This window comes from Psychrobacter urativorans (assembly GCF_001298525.1).
In the GTDB taxonomy this organism is placed as follows: Bacteria; Pseudomonadota; Gammaproteobacteria; order Pseudomonadales; family Moraxellaceae; genus Psychrobacter; species Psychrobacter urativorans_A.
The window spans coordinates 1,717,624-1,737,453 of sequence record NZ_CP012678.1 but is presented as its reverse complement, the minus strand read 5'-3'; the positions used below and the strand labels follow the sequence as shown (position 1 = coordinate 1,737,453).

Below are 19,830 nucleotides of genomic sequence, written 5' to 3'. Positions count from 1 at the left end.
TTCAATTAATCACAAACATAAAAAAGGTGAGCCGAAGCCCACCTTTTTTATTATCTACAATAATTCAAATTATCTTAACGAAACTTATCTTACCCAAGCCCGCGCATTACGGAACATACGCATCCACGCGCCGTCCTCATCCCACGCTTCTGGTTTCCAGCTATGGTTGTAGGCACGTAGCGTACGCTCAGGGTGCGGCATCATGAGGGTGACGCGACCGTCAGTGCTACACAGACCGGTGACACCGCCGACCGAACCGTTGGGATTGAGCGGATAAGTCTCAGTTGACTGACCTTGGCTGTCGACGAAGCGCATGGCAAGTTGACCATGTTTTTCCATACCGTCGATTTCAGTAGCATTAAGCGTGGCATAGCCTTCACCATGAGCAACCGCAATCGGTAAGATACTGTCTTGCATACCTTTAAACAAGATAGACTTGGTACGCTCAACTTTTACGTTGACCGTACGCGCTTCAAAGCGAGCTGACTTATTAGCGATAAAGCGTGGGAAGTTTTCCGCGCCTGGGATAAGGTCTTTTAGCTGCGCCATCATCTGACAACCGTTACAGACACCGAGTGAGAAGGTATCAGGACGGGCAAAGAAGCGTACAAACTGCATACGCAACTCATCATGGAACAAGATAGAGTTCGCCCAGCCAGAGCCTGCGCCCAATACGTCGCCGTAACTAAAGCCACCACAAGCGACCAAACCATCGAAGTCACGTAGATTGATGCGACCGCTGAGTAAATCACTCATGTGCACGTCGACCGCTTCAAAGCCTGCTTGAGTAAAGCCTGCTGCCATTTCGGTCTGACCGTTGACGCCTTGCTCACGCAAAATAGCGACTCTTGGTTTGCTTTCACGGCTGTTTAAATACGGTTCTTCAACCTTTTGATTGAGGTCAAAGTTTGGCGCAGCGATAAGCCCTTGATGGCTGGCATCGCTAATCAAGTCATACTCTTGCTGAACGCAAGCTGGGTTATCACGGCGGCGCGCGATTTGATAGCTGACCTGACTCCACTCGCACTGCAGCTCGCTACGGCTAAAGCTAAGCGTTTTATCACCGTTTAGCGTTGGCGTTTGTATAAGTAAGCTGTCTTCTTCAATACTTTGACCGACAAGGGTAAGCATTTCGCTGACATTAAACTCTTCTGCCAATTGCATTAAAGCGGCGACGTTCTCTGGTAATACTTGGATAACTGCACCCAACTCTTCACTGAACAATTGACCCAATAAGTTATCATCAGTCAATGACAGCTTGATACCTTGACGGCTGGTAAATTGCATCTCAGCAATGGTCGCAAGTAATCCGCCATCACCGATATCGTGATAAGCACTGATAACTTCTTGCTCATTACCCGCTTGGATAAAGTTAAAGAAATCGACCAAGTCGCTTGGCTGTGCTAAATCTGGGCAGTCATTACCTAATTGGCTAAGCGTTTGCGCGAGGATTGAGCCGCCTAGACGCAATTTGCCTTTGGATAAGTCAATACGGTAGAAGGCGCTATCACCATTAATAAGCTCAGGCGTTAGCGTTTTTGCAACATCAACGACAGGAGCAAAAGCAGTAATGACCAAACTCATTGGTGACACAACTGATTTATCAGTACTGCCCTTTTCATTACTGTCTGTCCAATTGGCGCGCATTGATAGCGAATCTTTACCGACTGGAATAGCGATACCAAGTGCTGGACATAGCTCTTCACCAACAGTATAGACCGCATCAAACAATGCCGCATCTTCGGCATCATCGCCACACGCTGCCATCCAGTTTGCTGACATGGTGATATCAGATAGCTTAGTAATGCGTGCGCCTGCGATATTGGTGATTGCTTCACCAACTGCCAAACGTGCAGAGGCTTTTGGACTAATCAGGGCAACTGGTGTACGTTCGCCAACACTCATCGCTTCACCGCTCATCAGCTGACCATCTAGCGCGATTAATCCTGATGCCGTTACCGCACAATCTGATACCGGTACTTGATAGCGACCAACATACTGATCGCGTACAACCATACCCGTGATAGAGCGGTCACCAATGCTAATCAAGAATGATTTGCTAGCGACAGTTGGATGACGTAATACGTCTTTAATTGATTCAGCTAGATTGACTTCGCTTAGCTCTAATGCTGGCAAGCTAGTCTCTTGACGCTCAAAGCTACGCTTCATCTGTGGCGTACCACCAAGCAATACTTGCATCGGCATATCAACTGGCTGCTCAGGGAGCAATTCGTCATTAACGACTAGCTGACGTACTTCAGTTGCTGTGCCTAATATGGCATACGGGCAGCGCTCACGGGCACAAATAGCATCGAACTGCGCTTCGCTTTCTGGACGAATTGCCAAGACATAACGCTCTTGTGCTTCATTAGACCAAATCGCCATTGGTGACATGCCGGCTTCTAACGATGGAATTTTACGTAGATTTAGTATTGCGCCCATTTCATGATCATTAACCAATTCTGGCATGGCATTCGATAGACCACCTGCACCGACATCATGTAGCGACACAATTGGGTTGCCATCTTTACCATTATTACTAGCATCAACATCATTACCAGCCAATGCCCAGCAGCGATCCATCACTTCTTGACAGCGACGCTCCATCTCAGCGTTATCACGCTGAACGGATGCAAAGTCTAAGCCTTCATCGAGTGAACCACTATCGACAGATGATGCTGCACCGCCACCTAGACCGATTTGCATGGCTGGACCACCAAGGACGATAAGCAAATCGCCTTGTTGAATGGCATTTTTTTCAATCAAGTTACGTTTGATATTACCGTAACCACCAGCAAGCATAATTGGCTTATGATAGCCGCGCATTTGACTGCCATCTTTTGCTGCTGAGGTATCCAACTGGAAGCTACGGAAATAACCGCATAAATTTGGACGACCAAACTCGTTAGAGAAGTTGGCTGAACCGAGTGGCGCTTCCGTCATAATTTCAAGACTGGTTGCCATACGATCAGGCGTACCATAATCCTGTGTGCTTACATTACCTGACTGCTCCCATTTTTCAGCAAGCTCAGGAATATGCAAATGTGATACGTGGAAACCTGTTAGACCTGCTTTTGGTTTACCGCCACGACCGGTTGCGCCTTCATCACGAATTTCACCACCTGCACCCGTTGCCGCGCCAGCATAAGGAGCGATAGCGGTTGGATGATTATGGGTTTCGACTTTCATTAAGATATCGATTTCTTCTTGATGAAAACTGTAAGGGTGTGCCGAATTGGCATCCGTAGCATCAGTAGGAACAGGATAAAAGCGCCAGCCTTCAGAACCTGCCATCACTGCCGCGTTGTCTTTATAAGCCGACAAAATCCCTTGTGGATTGGCTTTATAGGTATTTTTAATCATTTGGAACAAGGATTTTGGCTGTACTGCACCATCAACTGTCCATTCAGCGTTGAAAATCTTATGACGGCAATGCTCAGAGTTTGCTTGTGCAAACATCATCAGTTCAACGTCGGTTGGGTTACGCTTTAGCTCATTGACATAAGCATTCATTAAATAATCAATGTCTTCACTCGATAACGCAAAACCAAATTCTTTATTGGCAGACTCAAGCGCTGATTGACCTTGTCCAATGACATCAATATGATTCAATGATGCTGGCTGCTCATCGTCAAATAATTTATTCACATCATTTAAGTCATAGACCAAGCTTTGGGTCATACGGTCAAACAATAATTGCTCAGCGTCCACTGGCAGTTTTTCGCCTGCTTCACCATCAATCGTCAATGTATAAACAATCACGCGTTCAACACGCTTAATCGTAATTTCACAGTTATTAAAAATATCGGTCGCTTTACTTGCCCATGGCGAAATCGTACCAAAACGTGGACCGACGATGACTTGCAGCTGATTAGACTCTGCTGGCGCAAGCGTTATAGATGGGTCGACAGCAAACAAGTCGAGTGCCTTTTTATGCTCATCACCTTCGAGTTCACGTGATAACACATACACTTGCTGGGTATGAATTTGGCTGACATTTAGCGCGGTTTTTTGCTGAAACTGACTGATGAGTTGCTGCGTCTGAAAATCGGTAAGAAACGGTTGTCCGGCGATGGTCATCATAAAGGCTTGTTCCATAGACTATAGAATCGAGGGGGCATCACTGCCATACAAAGAAAAGGGTCGGTGCATTATAACAAGAAGACCTCTAATAATCAGGTATAAACCGCTATAAATTCAGGGTTTATCTGTTTATTAAAAACGTAGCACTTTATAAATAAGTACATTCGCTACCGAATTATAAACACAGTGGGCGCATACCAGCATCAGACTGCTACTCGTTTTACCTAACCACCGTATTCCTTACAAACATTCACATCCTCTTACTGGCAACCTATATAACTATGTCGACAAATCTCGCTATTCTAGACGCAGGTTTAAAGGCAAGAATCATTTATTAAAACCTTTACTAAGCAAAACTTTAATTTTAACGTTCTATTATTTACATACTAAGTATCGAAATACTAACAATAACTTATTAACACTAATTAATTAAAACCAATTAAAGGATAAACCTCATGAGTAGACAAGACCAGATTGATAAAGTTCAAGAAGTGGTAAAAGATGTAAAATTTGCCATGATGAGCACCACCAATAAAAAAGGCGACATTCACGCGTGGCCAATGACCACCAGTGAGACCAGTATTGGTGCCAAAGAGATTTGGTTTATTGGTAATAAAACATCCGACGTCGTCAAAGATATCCAAGATGATGCCAGAATTGGTCTGACTTATGCCACCCAAGATGCCAAAAATTATGTGTCTATCAGCGGTGATGCTGAACTATCAACCGATAAAGACAAGTTAGATGAGCTGTGGTCGCCTGTTTATAATGCCTTTTTTGCGCATGGTAAAGAAGACGAGAACGTACAACTAATTAAAGTCGTGCCTCATGGTGTCGAGTGTTGGATTAGCGGTAACTCAGTTGTCAATATGTTTAAGATGGCAACCGCAGCGGTACAAGATGGCAAAACGGCTGAAGATATGGGTGAAACTTTCTCCATCTCTTTATAATCTAAGAAGCTCGTAGCTTGTTGAGCTAATAGCTTGTTTAAAATAGTGTGCTGCCTGCATTGAATGAAGACATTAATAGATAAAGATTAACAAGCAATCATAATAAATATAATATCTGCTTATTTATTGAGTTTATTAATAAGGCAGCACACTATTATCCTATTTATTTATCATAAATTTTCATAACGACAAGGATGACTATTATGAGTAAGCAAGAACAGATGGACAAAATCCAAGCACTGGTAAAAGATATTAAATATACCATGATGACCACCCGCACCGCTGACGATCACTTGCATTCTTGTCCGATGAATACCACTGAAACCAGCATTGGCGCGAAAGAAATTTGGTTCATCGGGCACACGCCTTCTGATACCGTTGAGAATATTAAGAAAAATCCAGAAGTGAATCTTTCTTATGGAACTCACGATGAAAAGAATTATTTATCTATCGCCGGTAAAGCTGAATTGGTCGAAGATAAAGAAAAGCTTGAAGAATTATGGTCGACGATGTACAACGCTTATTTTGAGCACGGTATTAATGACCCCAAAATTCAACTGATAAAAGTGGTGCCTCATGGTGCAGAATATTGGGCGAATGGTAATTCATTTGCTAATGTATTCAAAATTACCGCTGCTGCGGTCACCGAAACTGCCGTTGGTGATAGTTTGGGTGAGAATTTTTCAATCACGCTATAATTCACTCACACTATAAACTGAGTATTAAATACCTTTTAATTCACAATTTAACTAACTCATAGCCCAAAGAAAAACGCCAGTAAGCATGATACTTACTGGCGTTTTTTGTTGTGCGATAACTTAAATAAGTCATTTTACTTTCATCATTTTGCTTCGATAGCAGCTATTACTTTGGTGGTTTTGCATAGCCATTATCCGCCGGAAAAGCTTTTGGTTGTTGCGATTTGTGCTGCGCAGGGTCATAAAGCTCATAAATAACCGTACCAATAATACCGGTATTCGTTATAGAACCGCTACTGGTATTAGCTGCATAGGCGCTATCGGGTTTACTAAAAATAAAGGAGGCGACAGCACTTTCGCTTTTTCGGAAGCCTTCGATGACCAAATTATCATGGGGACGTAACACGTAACCCCCATCATAAATACTGGCTGCACTACCATCGAGCACGTTTAAACCATCAACACTGGCAACGATTTCATAAGTATTGGCGCTGTTATTGTGATACACCAAACGATATGCTTGACCTGCTTTACCTTGCAGATAATAGTTACCCGCATCACGATAAAGGGGTAATTTGCCCGTATCGGTTGCTGCCGAAAACTCAACTTTACCTGCCAGTAATGACATGCTATTTACCGCGCGCCCGCTATAGGCTTTATCTGCATAACGCACTTGTATCTGCTCAAGCGGCTCGTCACTAACCCGTTCCAAATCGACAGTGGTCACCTCCGAGTCAACATCATCGCCCCATTGCGTACCCAAACGCTCAGATTCAGTCGCATCTTGCACCGATGTTTCTTGCCTATTCGATGCGGCATCTTGTACCGATTCATCCTGCATGGATTCTTCTTGCATCGGCTCATTTTGTGTACTAGATGCATCTGCCGATTTTTCTTTCGAATTTGGTGCTGATGAACAACCCGTCAATAGAGCAAGTAACAAAACGGCGCCAAACGACTGTGTGTTATATGATGTGTTATATGACTTCATACTGTCTTCCTCACCTGAATTATTATTAGTACCTTTGCGCTTGGCGGTTCTATATTTTGTTTACTATTTTGAGTATATCTTAACGCTATAAACAATCAAGATTTAAAGTAGATGAGCTATATCATTAGCTTAGAACAAAAAAAACCAGTAAGCATCAAGCCACTGGCATTTTTTTAATAAACTTAGAATGATAATAGCAGTTATAAAAAGCTAGCCGCTTTGTTTAAGATAAGGCCATGCCGCCTTTAGATAAATAAACATTGACCATAAAGTGAGTATGACTGCCGCCACCATTAAGAGATAGCCAATCATCTCTAGCGATTCCCAATTCAGTAGTAATACCGTAATTGCAATCATTTGAAAAGCGGTCTTCAATTTACCCACATACGACACCGCCACACTGGTGCGATTACCGAGTTCTGCCATCCATTCACGCAGTGCTGATACCGCAATCTCACGCGAAATAATGACAATCGCGGCTATTGCCATGATGATATTCGGATGCCACTGCACCAAGATAATCAGCGCCGCCGCTACCATCAGTTTATCCGCGACCGGATCTAAAAAGCGTCCAAAAGCTGACATCACATTGAGCTTACGCGCAAAATAGCCATCAAGCCAATCCGTAATCGCCGCAATAATAAAAACACCGGTCAATAATAAATGCCGCAGTAAACTGTCGCTAAATTCGCTCATACCGACGCGCGCGATAACGTTATCAGGAATCGCCGGCATATTAATGCCCATTGCAGGCGGCCAATAGGCAATCGCCACAAATAGCGGAATCATTAAGATACGCGCAATGGTCAGGTTATTCGGCAAATTAAAAATGCTTTTATTATTTTGCAGAGGTGGCGGTTCTGGCGTGTGCAAGTGTGTGCTCTCGGTCATGACTAACCCAGTTTAGTGTGGACGTAAGGTTGACTGCTAGCTTAGCATTTTTCAGCCATGCCGTCATGCCTACTCTGTAGGTTCAAGGTTTAAGCAGGAAAATTCTATTATTCCCAACATCTTTCAAAGTGTGACAATGTATTAAAATATCGTTTAACGTAATGGCATGTAACTGAGCGACACTCACCACGCTACATTCCGTTATTATTATTTATAGAAATACAGTTGTACACTCGATATTATCATTAACAACCTTATCATAAATTTTGTAATGAAACCTAAGTACTCATTGAATTGTCAGCCAATGTCCTTATATTTATAGTAAGCATAGATAATCATTAACAATAATAATAAATAATATAATCATCACTTAACGCTATACTTGCTTTCCTCAGCCCACAGTTTCTCCTCTGTGGGTCTTTTTTTTATCTGTTAAATTATTGATATATAAATCTATTCTTATTGTTATGTTTATATCGAAAGACTGTTTATCAATTTTATACATTAAAAAAACCCTTTACCTGTTATACAGATAAAGGGGTTTTTTGTTTTACTGCGCTCATAAAAATAGCGATATGTTATTCATTAATACGCTTACTTAAATGCTTATTTAATACGCATATCGCCAGTTTCTACATAGCGTTGATGCCATGATAACGATTCGTTCAGGATATGCGGGGTTTGCATACCGGCTGTGCTCGATGCGCGATCAAAATAATCTTGCAACATCGGACGATAGTCAGGATGCGCACAGTTATCGATAATCGCTTGCGCACGTTGACGCGGTGCAAGACCACGTAAATCCGCCAAACCTTGTTCAGTTACAATCACCATCACATCATGCTCAGTATGGTCATGATGCGATACCATTGGCGTGATACAAGAGATAGCGCCATCTTTCGCCACCGATGGTGACACAAAGAATGAAGTGTAAGCATTACGCGCGAAGTCACCTGAACCGCCCAAGCCATTCATCATGTTGGTGCCCATGACGTGGGTTGAGTTAACGTTGCCATACAGATCACACTCAATCATGGCATTGATTGCCAATACACCTAAGCGACGCGCCACTTCAGGGTGATTGGTAATCTCTTGTGGACGCAATACGATACGCGCACGCAATTCTTCAAGATTGGCATTGAACGTCTCTAACGCATCTGGGCTTAATGACAGTGCAGTCGCCGATGCCATGGTCATTTTGCCTGACATGATAAGGTCTAACATGCCATCTTGTAACACTTCGGTGTAGCCAGTTAATTGTTCAAACGGGCTGTTCTGCAAGCCCGCTAATACAGCATTGGCAACGTTACCGACACCAGATTGGATTGGTAATAAGTTTTTTGGCAGACGACCCTTTTTAACTTCATCATGGAAGAAATCAATGATATGACTGGCAATTTTGTTTGAGGTTTCATCAGGATCAGCAAATTTACTGTTGCGATCTGGTGAATCAGTCAAAACAACTGCCACCACTTTATCCATATCACAATGTAAGTACGGTACACCAATACGCCCACCTGGAGTGACTAGTGGAATAGGTTTGCGATTGGGCGGCATACCAATGTCATTATAAACGTCATGCATCCCTTCTAACATCAAGCTTTGCTGCGCGTTGACTTCTAAAATAATATGTTTAGCATTGTCTAGCCATGCATTACTCGTACCGATTGAGGTCGATGGAATCAGGCGACCGTCTGGCAAAATACCCGCCACTTCAACGACAGCCATATGCATATCGCCATAGAAACCAATGGTGCTTTGCTGCGCTACATGCGATAAATGCATATCAAAATAATAGGCTTCACCGGCATTGATTTGTTTACGCAGTGCAGGCTCTGATTGATACGGCGTGCGCCATTTGATGCCCTTGGCATCCGCCAACACACCATCACACTCAGTCGCCGTAGAAGCGCCCGTCAACAGCCCGATTTGAAAATCTTCGCCACGCGCGTGTGCCGCTTCCATGTGTTTGGCAAGCGCTGCTGGTATGGCTTTGGGATAACCGGCACCGGTAAAGCCGCTCATACCGACGTTCATATCATTTTTAATAAATTTAGCTGCTTCATCAGCAGACATGATTTTTTTACTCAAACCGTCATGCAGTACGCGACCTTCATGGTTAAGTGATGTCATACCGTTTCTCCTAATAATGTCCATATTAAAATAAATCCTCATATCAATGAGGGAAACATAAAACAAAACCACAAATCCAGTTTCGTCTCAGAATTTTGTGCCATCTTATAATAAGAAACCTCAGACCTGAGGCACTTGGCGTGAGCACCATTATAACGATACTGGTTGTCTCAACAACTGTTTTTTTCATGTTGGCTTAGATTCGACTTAATTTCAGCTTAGTTTCAGCTGAGATTCGGCTTGGATATCGTGATTTATGCCAAATAACCCATAAAATAGGCTTAACAATTCTAACGAGAATATGATTTTAAGCAAGGCTGTCTATCGGCTACTGGTAGAATCTCTAAAAAACCATCACTAAATAGTAGATATCTAGTGGTTATTTTTATAAAAAATTTGCTTCACTCAGTTATTAAGCGCTTCCGTTAGGACTTGCACCGTATGTGCTGCCATCTGATAGCAACTTTCGATATTGCCTTGTCCGCACCAGTCGCCACTGACAATCCATTGATGAGTGTTATCCACTAAGATGCCCAATGCTGGTTTGTTGCCATTGCCATTAGTATCCATAATCGTGGCGGCATAGCGCCAACGATGACAGTCTATTTGGCTCGGTGCAGTATCACTATTCCAGTGTAGGGCTTGCTGTGTAGCTTCTAATAATTGCGCTTTTACTACCTCGATATTTTCATCAACGTGCGCCTCTGACCAGTCGTTACTCGCATGAATGGTGATACTTGGTAACAGTTCGCCATGCGCAGGTTTATGATGTTCGATAAATATTCTATCGAGAATAGGACTATTTATATAAGCCACATCCCATTTTGGCTGAGCATTATTTTTTAAGGTTTCAGGTAGTTGTTCTATATTATCCCAACCAAGCATTAGGGTATAACACGCCTGCATTGTTGGCTGACTAATTTGCGCTTGCTGCGTGAAACCGCTATTTGCCATCAATTCGACTGCTTGACCGTTTGGCGCGGTACAAATGACCCAATCAAAGCTGCCTAAACTTGACCCATGTTCATCAAACAGCTCAGTTTGTTGCTCAGTGTTATGGTCTAAAGCATCTTTTGAACCACTCAGCGGTGCCACGCGCGTTTTAAATTGCATGGTAGTGAAACGTAACTCGTCAGCTAACGCGCGTCCCCAACTGGTCATTTTTGGGGTGCTGATATAGCGGGCATGAATCGTATCCCACTGCTCTTTTTGCTTAATCTCAGGCAACTGGCTATTATCGTTGGTTGGGATTAAATCAACCACTTCTGCGCACCACGGCTGCAATAACCCCGTCGCTAACCACGGCTGAATAAATTGTAAAAAGTTATCGGACTTGGCGGTAAAAAACTGCGCACCAAACGCCCATTGCCAGTTTTTTTGCGTGTGCTCATCAGTGCGATAACGTGTGGCTAAGCGTCCAACGCTGCGAGATTTTTCAAAGACGGTTATCTGTGGCAATTTTTTACTTTCTTGCTGAGCGGATGATTGACCGAATGAGCGCTCTAATAAAGTCGCGGCAAACAATCCGGTTAAGCCACTACCAATAATGGCGATTTTGGGTGCTGTGTTCTTTGTATGAATATCATTGTTATTAACAGTAGAATTAGTGACAGAATAATCGGGCATAGTGATAATAAGCCTTACAATAGTTATTTTGATGAGAGGTTTAACGTATTAAAAAGTCATATTAGGTTCACTAATATGACTTATTTTTATGGTCAGATTGGCTATGTTAATGCGTTATTAACTGAACCGTTAACGGCAGACTTGGCGTTCTGCTTTTACGACCTCGATGAGCTTATTAATCACTGAGCTATCGGCTAAGGTAGATAAGTCGCCGAGTCCAACATATTGACCAGCGGCAAGGTTACGTAAGATACGACGCATGATTTTACCAGAGCGCGTTTTCGGTAACACATCAACGATATAAATGGCATCTAAATTAGCAATCGGACCAATCTCAGAGCGCACATGGCGATTGAGTTCCGCTTTTAATTGCTCACTTGCCACCTCACCCGCTTTAAGAATAATAAAGGCGCAAATACCCTCGCCGCGAATCTCATGTGGCATACCCACCACCGCCGCTTCAACGGTAGAAGGATGGGAATCCACGGCACTTTCAATTTCCGCAGTGCCAAGTCTATGCCCTGAAACATTGAGCACATCATCAACGCGACCCGTAATCCAATAGTGCCCATCTTCATCACGCTGCACACCATCACCGGTAAAATAATAGCCTGGATAAGTGGTAAAATAAGTCTCTAAAAAGCGCTGATGGTCATTATAAATAGTACGCATTTGTCCCGGCCAGCTGTTACTAATGACCAAGTTACCTTCCGCAGGTCCTTCGAGTGCCGTACCATCGGTATCAATAACATCCGGCTTGATACCATAGAGCGGATTCATCGCTGCGCCCGGTTTGAGCGCAACCGTACCCGGTATCGGTGCGAGCAAAATGCCACCGGTTTCTGTCTGCCACCACGTATCGACGATTGGGCAATGCGCACTGCCAACGACATTATAATACCAGTCCCACGCTTCAGGATTAATCGGTTCACCGACCGTACCCAGCAGACGCAAACTTGAGCGATTAGATTCCCGCACGAAGTTATCTCCTTCTTTCATCATCGCACGAATGGCAGTCGGTGCAGTGTATAAAATACTGATATTATGCTTATCAATAATGTGCCCAACACGTGCCCATGTTGGATACTCGGGAACACCCTCGAACATCACCGTGGTCGTGCCATTCGCCAATGGCGCATAGGTCGCATACGTATGCCCAGTCACCCAACCAACATCCGCCGTACACCAATAAATATCGTCATCTTTGATATCAAACACATCACGGAACGTCGATAACGCATACGTAATATAGCCGCCGGTGGTGTGTAAAACCCCTTTTGGTTTCCCCGTTGAGCCAGAGGTGTATAATAAAAATAACGGATCTTCGGCATTCATAACTTCAGGTTTGCAGACCTCACTTTCGCCTTCCACCAAGGTATGATACCAAATATCACGGCGACCACTCATCGGTACTGAATTGCCTGTGCGATGGACGACGATGACATTTTTAACACTGTCTGTGCCTTCCATATCCAATGCGCGATCGACGTTTGCTTTGAGCGGTGTGCGTTTATTACCACGCAAACCTTCATCCGCGGTAATGACCAATTTGGATTGGCTATCAATAATGCGATTGCCCAAACTCTCCGCAGAAAAGCCGCCAAATACCACCGAATGCACCGCTCCAATACGCGCACACGCCAGCATTCCCACTATCGCCTCCGGAATCATGGGCATATACAGCGACACGCGATCGCCTTTTTTAATACCCAATTTGCGCATGGCATTACCTAAACGGCAAACCTCGGCATGCAGCTCTTTAAAGGATATAATTTTATGCAAAGAAGGATGATCACCTTCCCAAATAATAGCGGGCTTATAAGGATTGGCTTTTAGGTGTCTATCAAGGCAATTAACTGAAAGATTCAGCTCACCATCTTCAAACCATTTAATCCGAAAATCGTCCAAGTCATAGCTGACATTACTAATAATGGTTGGCTTTTTTATCCAGTCTATGAGCTCAGCACGAGATGCCCAAAAAGCATCGGTATCTTCTGTTGACGCGATAGATTGTTGATAATCGCGGGCGTATTGCTCGGCTGTGGTGTTGGCGGCCGCAACAAATTCAGGCGCAATGGGAAATGATTTTTGGGTCATGGTCTGTTCCTTTTTTAATTATTATTGCCTGTATAAATGAGTATTGATAATGGCTGTTCATCAGTCACCGCAATCGATACGGACGATGTGATGTCATCTTCCATAATGAGTGACACCCTCGTTCTAGTGTGACAAATAAGAACAGCTGATGCAAGGCATCAACGGCGAATGACAACAATTCCAATGGTCATATGTCGAGCCATTTATTTATGCAATATATCGCCCATTACTTAGCGTTAATCACACTGTCGTTTATTTTTAGCGTTATTGATATTTAATCCTTGTAACCCTACATGAAATATGGACAATAGCCACTATTAAATAATGCTTTCAAATCCTGTTTTTAAGCAGATAATTGACTGCATTATCTCGTTTTTTTATACGTACCGCCTTATGGAAATAACCGCAATGGACAATCACCGCAGCAAACAACCCTCTACCCATTATGATGTCATTATCATTGGCGCGGGTGCGTCAGGGCTATACTGCGCGCTCACTGCGGGTCGCCGTGGTCGTCGCGTCTTGGTACTGGATCATGCCAATAAAGCCGGTAAAAAAATTCTTATGTCCGGCGGTGGGCGTTGTAACTTTACCAATTATTTTGTAGAGCCTGAGCATTTTATCAGCGCCAATCAACATTTTTGTAAATCTGCGCTGAGCCGCTATCCAAGTTGGGAATTTATCAGCATGGTTGAGCATCATAAAGTTGCCTATCATGAGCGTGAGCATGGACAACTATTTTGCGATGATTCCGCGCAAGACATCCTAACCATGTTGCTCGATGAATGCGCTGCTGCTGGCGTACAAATTCGGCTCAATACTGAAATAAAGCAAGTTCAAACCATCAACGATAATGGTAAAGATAATGCACGCTTTGAGTTAATCACGGCTAAAAAACTGGGTAAAAAAGACGTTGCCAATGCAGCAAATACTTCAAAAACTTACTATAGCTGTGAGTCATTAGTCGTCGCTACTGGTGGTCTATCTATCCCAACGATGGGCGCCAGTGGTCTTGGTTATGAGTTGGCACAGCAGTTTGGTCACACGCTGGTGACTACTGACCCAAGCTTAGTGCCGTTTACCTTTACCGATAAAACGGGCGAGTTGCTGCGGGCATTATCGGGTATTAGTATGCCGGTGGTTGCCAGTAACACGCGTACTTCCTTTAAGCTGCCGTTACTCTTTACCCATCGTGGCTTGTCGGGTCCTGCCATGTTGCAGTTGTCCAATTATTGGCAAACTGGTGAACATATTACTATTAATTTATTACCCGATATTAATGTCAGCGACTTACTACTTGCGCACAAACAATCCCACCCCAAACAGCTGATTCGTACGGTACTCGCGGATAATACCGATAACGCATTACCTAAAAAACTATTGACCGCCCTGCAAACGACGCTATGGGACGATATTAAAGACACTGAACTGGCGAATATTAAAGATGAACGTTTAATCGAGCTAGGCGCAACACTCAATGGCTGGCAGTTAAAACCATCTGGTACGGAAGGCTATCGTACGGCTGAGGTGACGCGTGGCGGTATCAAAACTGATGAGGTATCCTCAAAAACCATGCAAAGTAACTATCAAGACGGACTGTATTTTATTGGGGAAGTATTAGATGTCACCGGTTGGCTTGGTGGTTATAACTTCCAATGGGCATGGGCAAGTGGTTTTGTTTGTGGCGAGGTGGTTTAGCCTATTAGTGATAGTTATTAGTAGTCAATAAAATGGTTGTTTAAATTTAAAGACATAATTATTTAGAGACCTTGTTATTTAGAGACCTCATGATTTAAAATAATTAAGCGTGCATTATTCACTAGGCATTAGTGATTAAAAGACTTATGCAAATTAAGCATTAATTCATAACTATTAGTTGATATATAATCCTTATTATAAAAAAATATTATAATAAAGGATGATGATGCGCGTAATTAAAAAAATCCATGGTGATAAACCCAGCTATTGGGTGGGTAATGGCTTTCGAATACAAACTTTGATGAATCACTTAATAGAAAATCCTGATTTCAACTATAGTCATACCGACCCTTTTTTATTGCTTGATTACGGTGTACCAACGACCTTTATCCCTAACCCACACTACGATTCCGCGCCGCATGGTATCGGTCAGCATCCGCATAGGGGCTTTGAGGCGGTGACGGTTGCCTACGCCGGTGAGATCTGTCATGCCGATTCGACAGGCGCTAGTGGCATCATTCGTGAAGGCGATGTGCAGTGGATGACCGCAGGACGCGGCATTACGCATGAGGAATTTCACTCGCCAGCGTTTGGCAAGCGTGGTGGGGTTTTTAGTATGGCGCAAATGTGGATTAATCTACCGCAAACCCATAAATTGACAGAGGCTAAATACCAATCGCTTAAACGCGCGCATATGCCCAATATTGAGTTATATGCGGATAATAATAAGCAAAATCCGATAGGCAGCGCCACAATTATTGCCGGACATTATCAAGGAATAAGTGGTACAGCAGCCACTTTTACGCCGATTAACTTATGGGATATTGCGTTACATACAGCAGGCACAACCACCTTAGACGTTCCTAACCACCATAATGTCATGATACTGGTACAAGAAGGCGAACTGCTAATTAATGATGAGTTAGTCAATGCGGGTAATTTGGTTCAGTTTAAAGCGCCAGTTGATGTGCTAAATAAAACTTCACTTATAGAAGAAGCGGCTGAAATCTCTCTATCGATTGATACTGATAGCATTACCCTAACCTATCCAACCCGCTCAGATTCTGCAGAAAACATACCTACAGTGAAGCTATTATTATTAAGCGGTGAACCGATTGGCGAGTCGATTGCCGCCCATGGTCCCTTTGTTATGACCACGCAAGAAGAACTTAAACAAGCTTTCCACGATTATCGAAATGATAATTTTGGTTAAAAACCTTAGTTAAAGTAAACAGCTACAGCAATCTTCTAAAATAAGCAGATTAATCGGCATAAAAAAGCCACCTGAATTATTGAGGTGGCTTTTCTTACTTTATAGGTAACTTCTTACTTTATATATAAAGCTATCAGTACATTATTGATTTTAATAAATGCTTTATTGCGCGGCATTCATAAACGGATAATCGGTATAGCCAACCGTACCGCCGCCATAAAACGTTTCAGGGTGCTGTTTATTTAGCGGGGCATCTTGACGAATACGCTCCGCCAAATCAGGATTGGCAATATAATCGCGCCCAAAAGCAACGGCATCAATATAACCTTCGCGAATGTTTCTTTCTGCCTTTTCGACCGTGTATCCACCTGCTGCGATAATCATATTATCAAAAGTATTACGCACGCGCTGACGGAAATCATCACTGTAAGGCGTGCCCCCTGCCCAATCTGGCTCAGATAAATGCAGATACATAATCCCGCGTTTATTTATCTGCTCAATCAGCCAAATATTTTCGTCTTCATGGTAGCCTGCTTCGACATTATTAAAAGTGCCAAGCGGTGATATACGAATGCCAACATGATTACTATCCCACGCTTCAATGCAAGCATCAATGACCTCAAGCGTTAGCCGCGCGCGATTTTCCTTACTTCCACCATATTCGTCCGTGCGCTTATTGGTATACTCAGCCCAAAACTGCTGTAACAAATAACCGTGAGCGCCATGAATCTCGATACCATCAAAGCCCGCCTTGCGTGCGTTACGAGTCGCATGTCCAAAGTCAGTAACCACTTGCGCAATCTCATCAAGAGTAGCGGGGCGCGGCTTGGTGGCATCGACACGGATGGCTTGATTGTCACTATCACGCAGCGAGGTGCGAATGCCAACTTCGATATCAGATGCCGAAATCGGCACTTGGCTATTAGGTTGCACACTTTTATGCGCGACCAAACCTGTGTGCCAAAGTTGCAGCACAATTTTGCCACCTTTAGCATGGACATTATCAACAATGGCTTTCCAAGCTATCATCTGGTCTTGGGTATGCACGCCTGGTGCGCCCGCGTAACCTTTTGCTTGAAAAGAGACTTGCGTCGCCTCAGCAATAATTAAACCTGCTCCAACGCGCTGCGAGTAATATTCTCCTGCCAATGCGGTAGGTACATCGCCCGGTTCAACTGCCCGTAGACGGGTCAATGGTGCCATGATAATACGGGTTTTTAACGTTTGCGTACCCATTTTTACCGGTTCAAATAAAGTATCGTGTGCCATAATCTGCCCTATTTGTTGTTATTTATGACGACTATTCATCGTCGAACTTGTGCTTAGTATTTAAAAAAGGCGTGGTAACTTATCCTTTATGAGTTCCTTTTATAGGGCATTGAGGGCGTTATTCAATCAATCATTACAAACAAAAACAACGCTTTCTTTGTACGCTAAAGTCACTGTTTACCGAGCCTTATAAGGCTTTTAAATAGCGCAGCGCAATCCCGAACATTCGACGTACCTTACGCCACTTCCATACCAGATAATCATTGAGTTTTAACCCCGCATCAGTAAAAATGACCGTATCCAATTTATAGCAACCAACCGACAAAGAGAACTATAAATGAAACTACGCATTTTAAAATCTGCGGTGACCAATCCTTGGTTTAACTTGGCAACCGAAGACTGGATATTTAATACGCTTGGCAATGATAAAAAAGCACCCGATTCGCATACGCTATTTTTATGGCGCAATAGAGAAACCGTAGTCATCGGACGCTCGCAAAATCCGTGGGTGGAATGCAAGACCGATAAAATGGAAGAAGACAATGTTTTCCTAGCGCGTCGTCAAAGTGGCGGTGGCGCGGTCTTTCATGATTTGGGCAATACCAACTTTACTTTTTTATCTCCTAAAAGCGACTACGATCAAAACGCAAACTTTACCATTATCATTAATGCGCTTAAAAAGTTGGGTATAGACGCTACGCTATCAGGTCGTAACGATATGCAAGTTGGCGATAAGAAAATTTCTGGCAGCGCCTTTAAACATGCCGCCGACCGCAGCTTTCATCACGGCACATTACTGGTCAATGCCGATATGCAAAAGCTGGGCGATTATCTCAATCCGCATCCGCTAAAATTACAAGCCAAAGGCATTAAATCGGTGCGTTCTCGCGTTGCTAACTTGGTTGAATTTAATGACTCTATCAATCACGAGATATTATCCAATGCCATTATCGAAGCATTTTGTGACTACTACGGGCAAACAGTAGCAGTAGAAGATTTGGATGAAAATACGCTCGCAAAAGAGCCGTCGTTAAATAAATACTATCAGCAAATGGCGGATTGGGAGTGGCGCTTTGGTAAAACGCCTGAGTTCTCGCATCGATTGGAGACGCGTTTTGATTGGGGCATGATTGATTTGCATCTTGATGTGAAGCAAGCGGTGATTAGCGAGGTGGTGATTTTCTCTGACGCGCTCAATGTGGAGTTGATTGAGTTATTAAAAGAGACATTAACTGGCATCAAATACGATAAGCATGAGATTCAAGCCAAGCTCGATAAATTGCAAACAGCGCATTCAGATTTAGCAGCTCACATTAATGATTTTGAGCAGTGGTTAATTAAAGAGATGGAAAGTTAAGTTTGTTTGTTAGCTAATAAGAGTAGATATACTCAGCCGTATGCTTTACACAGCGTGTCAATATCTACCTTATCCAACAACGCTACGATTATTATAAAAAGGTGTGGTTATGAATAAAAAAAATGAATCTCATCGCTGTATTGTCTGTGGACAAAACTATCCGATAAAAATCCTCACACCTCTAGGCGCAGTGCGCAAAACCATTACCGCAGAAATCTCAAATGATTTTCCCGACTATTCACTTAACGACTATATTTGCCCAACCGATTTAAGCAAGTATCGTATGCAGTATGTGCAAGCATCGCTAAAGTCTGAAAAAGGTGAAGTGACCGATCTTGAATCTGAATTGATTAAAAGTATGCAACATCATGAACTCATCACCAAAGATGTAGATACCACCCTCGATCAAGAGTGGACTTTTGGGGAACGCTTGGCAGATAAAATTGCTACGTTTGGCGGCAGTTGGACGTTTCTTATTTGTTTTGCTATTTTTCTCGCCATTTGGATTATCATCAATACCGTGGTGATGGTCGCCCATCCTGCTGACCCTTATCCGTTTATTCTATTGAATTTAATATTGTCCTGTATCGCTGCGATTCAAGCACCTGTGATTATGATGAGCCAAAATAGACAAGAAACCAAAGACCGATTGCGCTCAGAAAATGATTATCAAATCAACCTAAAAGCCGAGCTTGAGATTCAACACTTGCATGAAAAACTCGATCACCTGTTAATGCACCAATGGGATAGGCTGGCTGAAATACAAGAAATGCAACTCGATTTATTATCTGAAATGAGCAAAAAGCATTAGAACTGTACTCCTA

Annotated in this window: 13 protein-coding genes; 6 read left to right on the top strand and 7 right to left on the bottom strand. The window is 43.2% G+C overall.

All coding sequences use genetic code 11. The annotated features are described in order from the left end of the window. Positions 1–84 precede the first annotated feature (84 nt). On the bottom strand, positions 85–4,083 hold the full coding sequence (gene purL / locus AOC03_RS07485; protein ID WP_062534718.1) for a phosphoribosylformylglycinamidine synthase: 3,999 nt from the start codon (positions 4,081–4,083) through the stop codon (positions 85–87). A 455-nt stretch (positions 4,084–4,538) separates the two neighbouring features. Between purL and AOC03_RS07480 the strand changes: the two genes are divergently transcribed. After that, entirely contained in the window at positions 4,539–5,033 is a 495-nt protein-coding gene (locus tag AOC03_RS07480) for a pyridoxamine 5'-phosphate oxidase family protein (RefSeq protein WP_062534716.1), read from the top strand. Between the two features lie 203 nt (positions 5,034–5,236). Then, complete coding sequence (locus AOC03_RS07475) at positions 5,237–5,731, top strand: pyridoxamine 5'-phosphate oxidase family protein (RefSeq protein ID WP_062534714.1); 495 nt, start codon at positions 5,237–5,239, stop codon at positions 5,729–5,731. A gap of 166 nt (positions 5,732–5,897) precedes the next feature. Here the strand turns inward: AOC03_RS07475 and AOC03_RS07470 are convergent, their stop codons facing one another. From AOC03_RS07470 to acs, 5 genes are all read right to left on the bottom strand, one after another. Next, a complete protein-coding gene (locus AOC03_RS07470) occupies positions 5,898–6,722 on the bottom strand; it encodes a hypothetical protein (protein ID WP_062534712.1) in 825 nt (274 codons plus the stop codon). A gap of 210 nt (positions 6,723–6,932) precedes the next feature. Beyond that, positions 6,933–7,613 (bottom strand): CDP-diacylglycerol--glycerol-3-phosphate 3-phosphatidyltransferase, encoded by a 681-nt coding sequence (gene pgsA / locus AOC03_RS07465; RefSeq protein ID WP_062534710.1) that lies wholly within the window; start codon positions 7,611–7,613, stop codon positions 6,933–6,935. A gap of 606 nt (positions 7,614–8,219) precedes the next feature. Beyond that, the gene (locus AOC03_RS07460; protein ID WP_062534708.1) at positions 8,220–9,746 is read right to left on the bottom strand and encodes an acetyl-CoA hydrolase/transferase family protein; all 1,527 of its coding nucleotides are present in this window, start codon (positions 9,744–9,746) and stop codon (positions 8,220–8,222) included. A 405-nt stretch (positions 9,747–10,151) separates the two neighbouring features. Beyond that, positions 10,152–11,372 (bottom strand): NAD(P)/FAD-dependent oxidoreductase, encoded by a 1,221-nt coding sequence (locus tag AOC03_RS07455; RefSeq protein WP_062534705.1) that lies wholly within the window; start codon positions 11,370–11,372, stop codon positions 10,152–10,154. A 129-nt stretch (positions 11,373–11,501) separates the two neighbouring features. Beyond that, positions 11,502–13,469 (bottom strand): acetate--CoA ligase, encoded by a 1,968-nt coding sequence (acs, locus tag AOC03_RS07450; RefSeq protein WP_062534704.1) that lies wholly within the window; start codon positions 13,467–13,469, stop codon positions 11,502–11,504. A 393-nt stretch (positions 13,470–13,862) separates the two neighbouring features. Between acs and AOC03_RS07445 the strand changes: the two genes are divergently transcribed. Beyond that, positions 13,863–15,167: an NAD(P)/FAD-dependent oxidoreductase gene (locus AOC03_RS07445; RefSeq protein WP_420480437.1), complete on the top strand. Its 1,305-nt coding sequence runs from the start codon at positions 13,863–13,865 to the stop codon at positions 15,165–15,167. A gap of 226 nt (positions 15,168–15,393) precedes the next feature. Then, complete coding sequence (locus AOC03_RS07440; RefSeq protein ID WP_062534699.1) at positions 15,394–16,380, top strand: pirin family protein; 987 nt, start codon at positions 15,394–15,396, stop codon at positions 16,378–16,380. 162 nt (positions 16,381–16,542) lie between these two features. On the opposite strand, the gene AOC03_RS07435 is transcribed toward AOC03_RS07440, so the two are convergent. Further along, complete coding sequence (locus tag AOC03_RS07435) at positions 16,543–17,649, bottom strand: alkene reductase (protein ID WP_062534697.1); 1,107 nt, start codon at positions 17,647–17,649, stop codon at positions 16,543–16,545. Positions 17,650–17,986: 337 nt separating this feature from the next. Here AOC03_RS07435 and AOC03_RS07430 point away from each other — a divergent pair, with 337 nt between their 5' ends. Further along, positions 17,987–19,006 carry a lipoate--protein ligase gene (locus tag AOC03_RS07430; protein ID WP_062534695.1) on the top strand — a complete coding sequence of 340 codons (1,020 nt, stop codon included), beginning with the start codon at positions 17,987–17,989 and terminating at the stop codon, positions 19,004–19,006. Positions 19,007–19,115: 109 nt separating this feature from the next. Next, positions 19,116–19,817: a DUF1003 domain-containing protein gene (locus AOC03_RS07425; RefSeq protein ID WP_062534693.1), complete on the top strand. Its 702-nt coding sequence runs from the start codon at positions 19,116–19,118 to the stop codon at positions 19,815–19,817. Positions 19,818–19,830 lie beyond the last annotated feature (13 nt).

What these genes read in the sequence shown, in the direction of transcription:
- purL (WP_062534718.1), bottom strand. Translation starts at nt 4,083, where the DNA reads ATGATGACCATCGCCGGACAACCGTTTCTTACCGATTTTCAGACGCAG.
- AOC03_RS07480 (WP_062534716.1), top strand. Translation starts at nt 4,539, where the DNA reads ATGAGTAGACAAGACCAGATTGATAAAGTTCAAGAAGTGGTAAAAGAT.
- AOC03_RS07475 (WP_062534714.1), top strand. Translation starts at nt 5,237, where the DNA reads ATGAGTAAGCAAGAACAGATGGACAAAATCCAAGCACTGGTAAAAGAT.
- AOC03_RS07470 (WP_062534712.1), bottom strand. Translation starts at nt 6,722, where the DNA reads ATGAAGTCATATAACACATCATATAACACACAGTCGTTTGGCGCCGTT.
- pgsA (WP_062534710.1), bottom strand. Translation starts at nt 7,613, where the DNA reads ATGACCGAGAGCACACACTTGCACACGCCAGAACCGCCACCTCTGCAA.
- AOC03_RS07460 (WP_062534708.1), bottom strand. Translation starts at nt 9,746, where the DNA reads ATGACATCACTTAACCATGAAGGTCGCGTACTGCATGACGGTTTGAGT.
- AOC03_RS07455 (WP_062534705.1), bottom strand. Translation starts at nt 11,372, where the DNA reads ATGCCCGATTATTCTGTCACTAATTCTACTGTTAATAACAATGATATT.
- acs (WP_062534704.1), bottom strand. Translation starts at nt 13,469, where the DNA reads ATGACCCAAAAATCATTTCCCATTGCGCCTGAATTTGTTGCGGCCGCC.
- AOC03_RS07445 (WP_420480437.1), top strand. Translation starts at nt 13,863, where the DNA reads ATGGAAATAACCGCAATGGACAATCACCGCAGCAAACAACCCTCTACC.
- AOC03_RS07440 (WP_062534699.1), top strand. Translation starts at nt 15,394, where the DNA reads ATGCGCGTAATTAAAAAAATCCATGGTGATAAACCCAGCTATTGGGTG.
- AOC03_RS07435 (WP_062534697.1), bottom strand. Translation starts at nt 17,649, where the DNA reads ATGGCACACGATACTTTATTTGAACCGGTAAAAATGGGTACGCAAACG.
- AOC03_RS07430 (WP_062534695.1), top strand. Translation starts at nt 17,987, where the DNA reads ATGAAACTACGCATTTTAAAATCTGCGGTGACCAATCCTTGGTTTAAC.
- AOC03_RS07425 (WP_062534693.1), top strand. Translation starts at nt 19,116, where the DNA reads ATGAATAAAAAAAATGAATCTCATCGCTGTATTGTCTGTGGACAAAAC.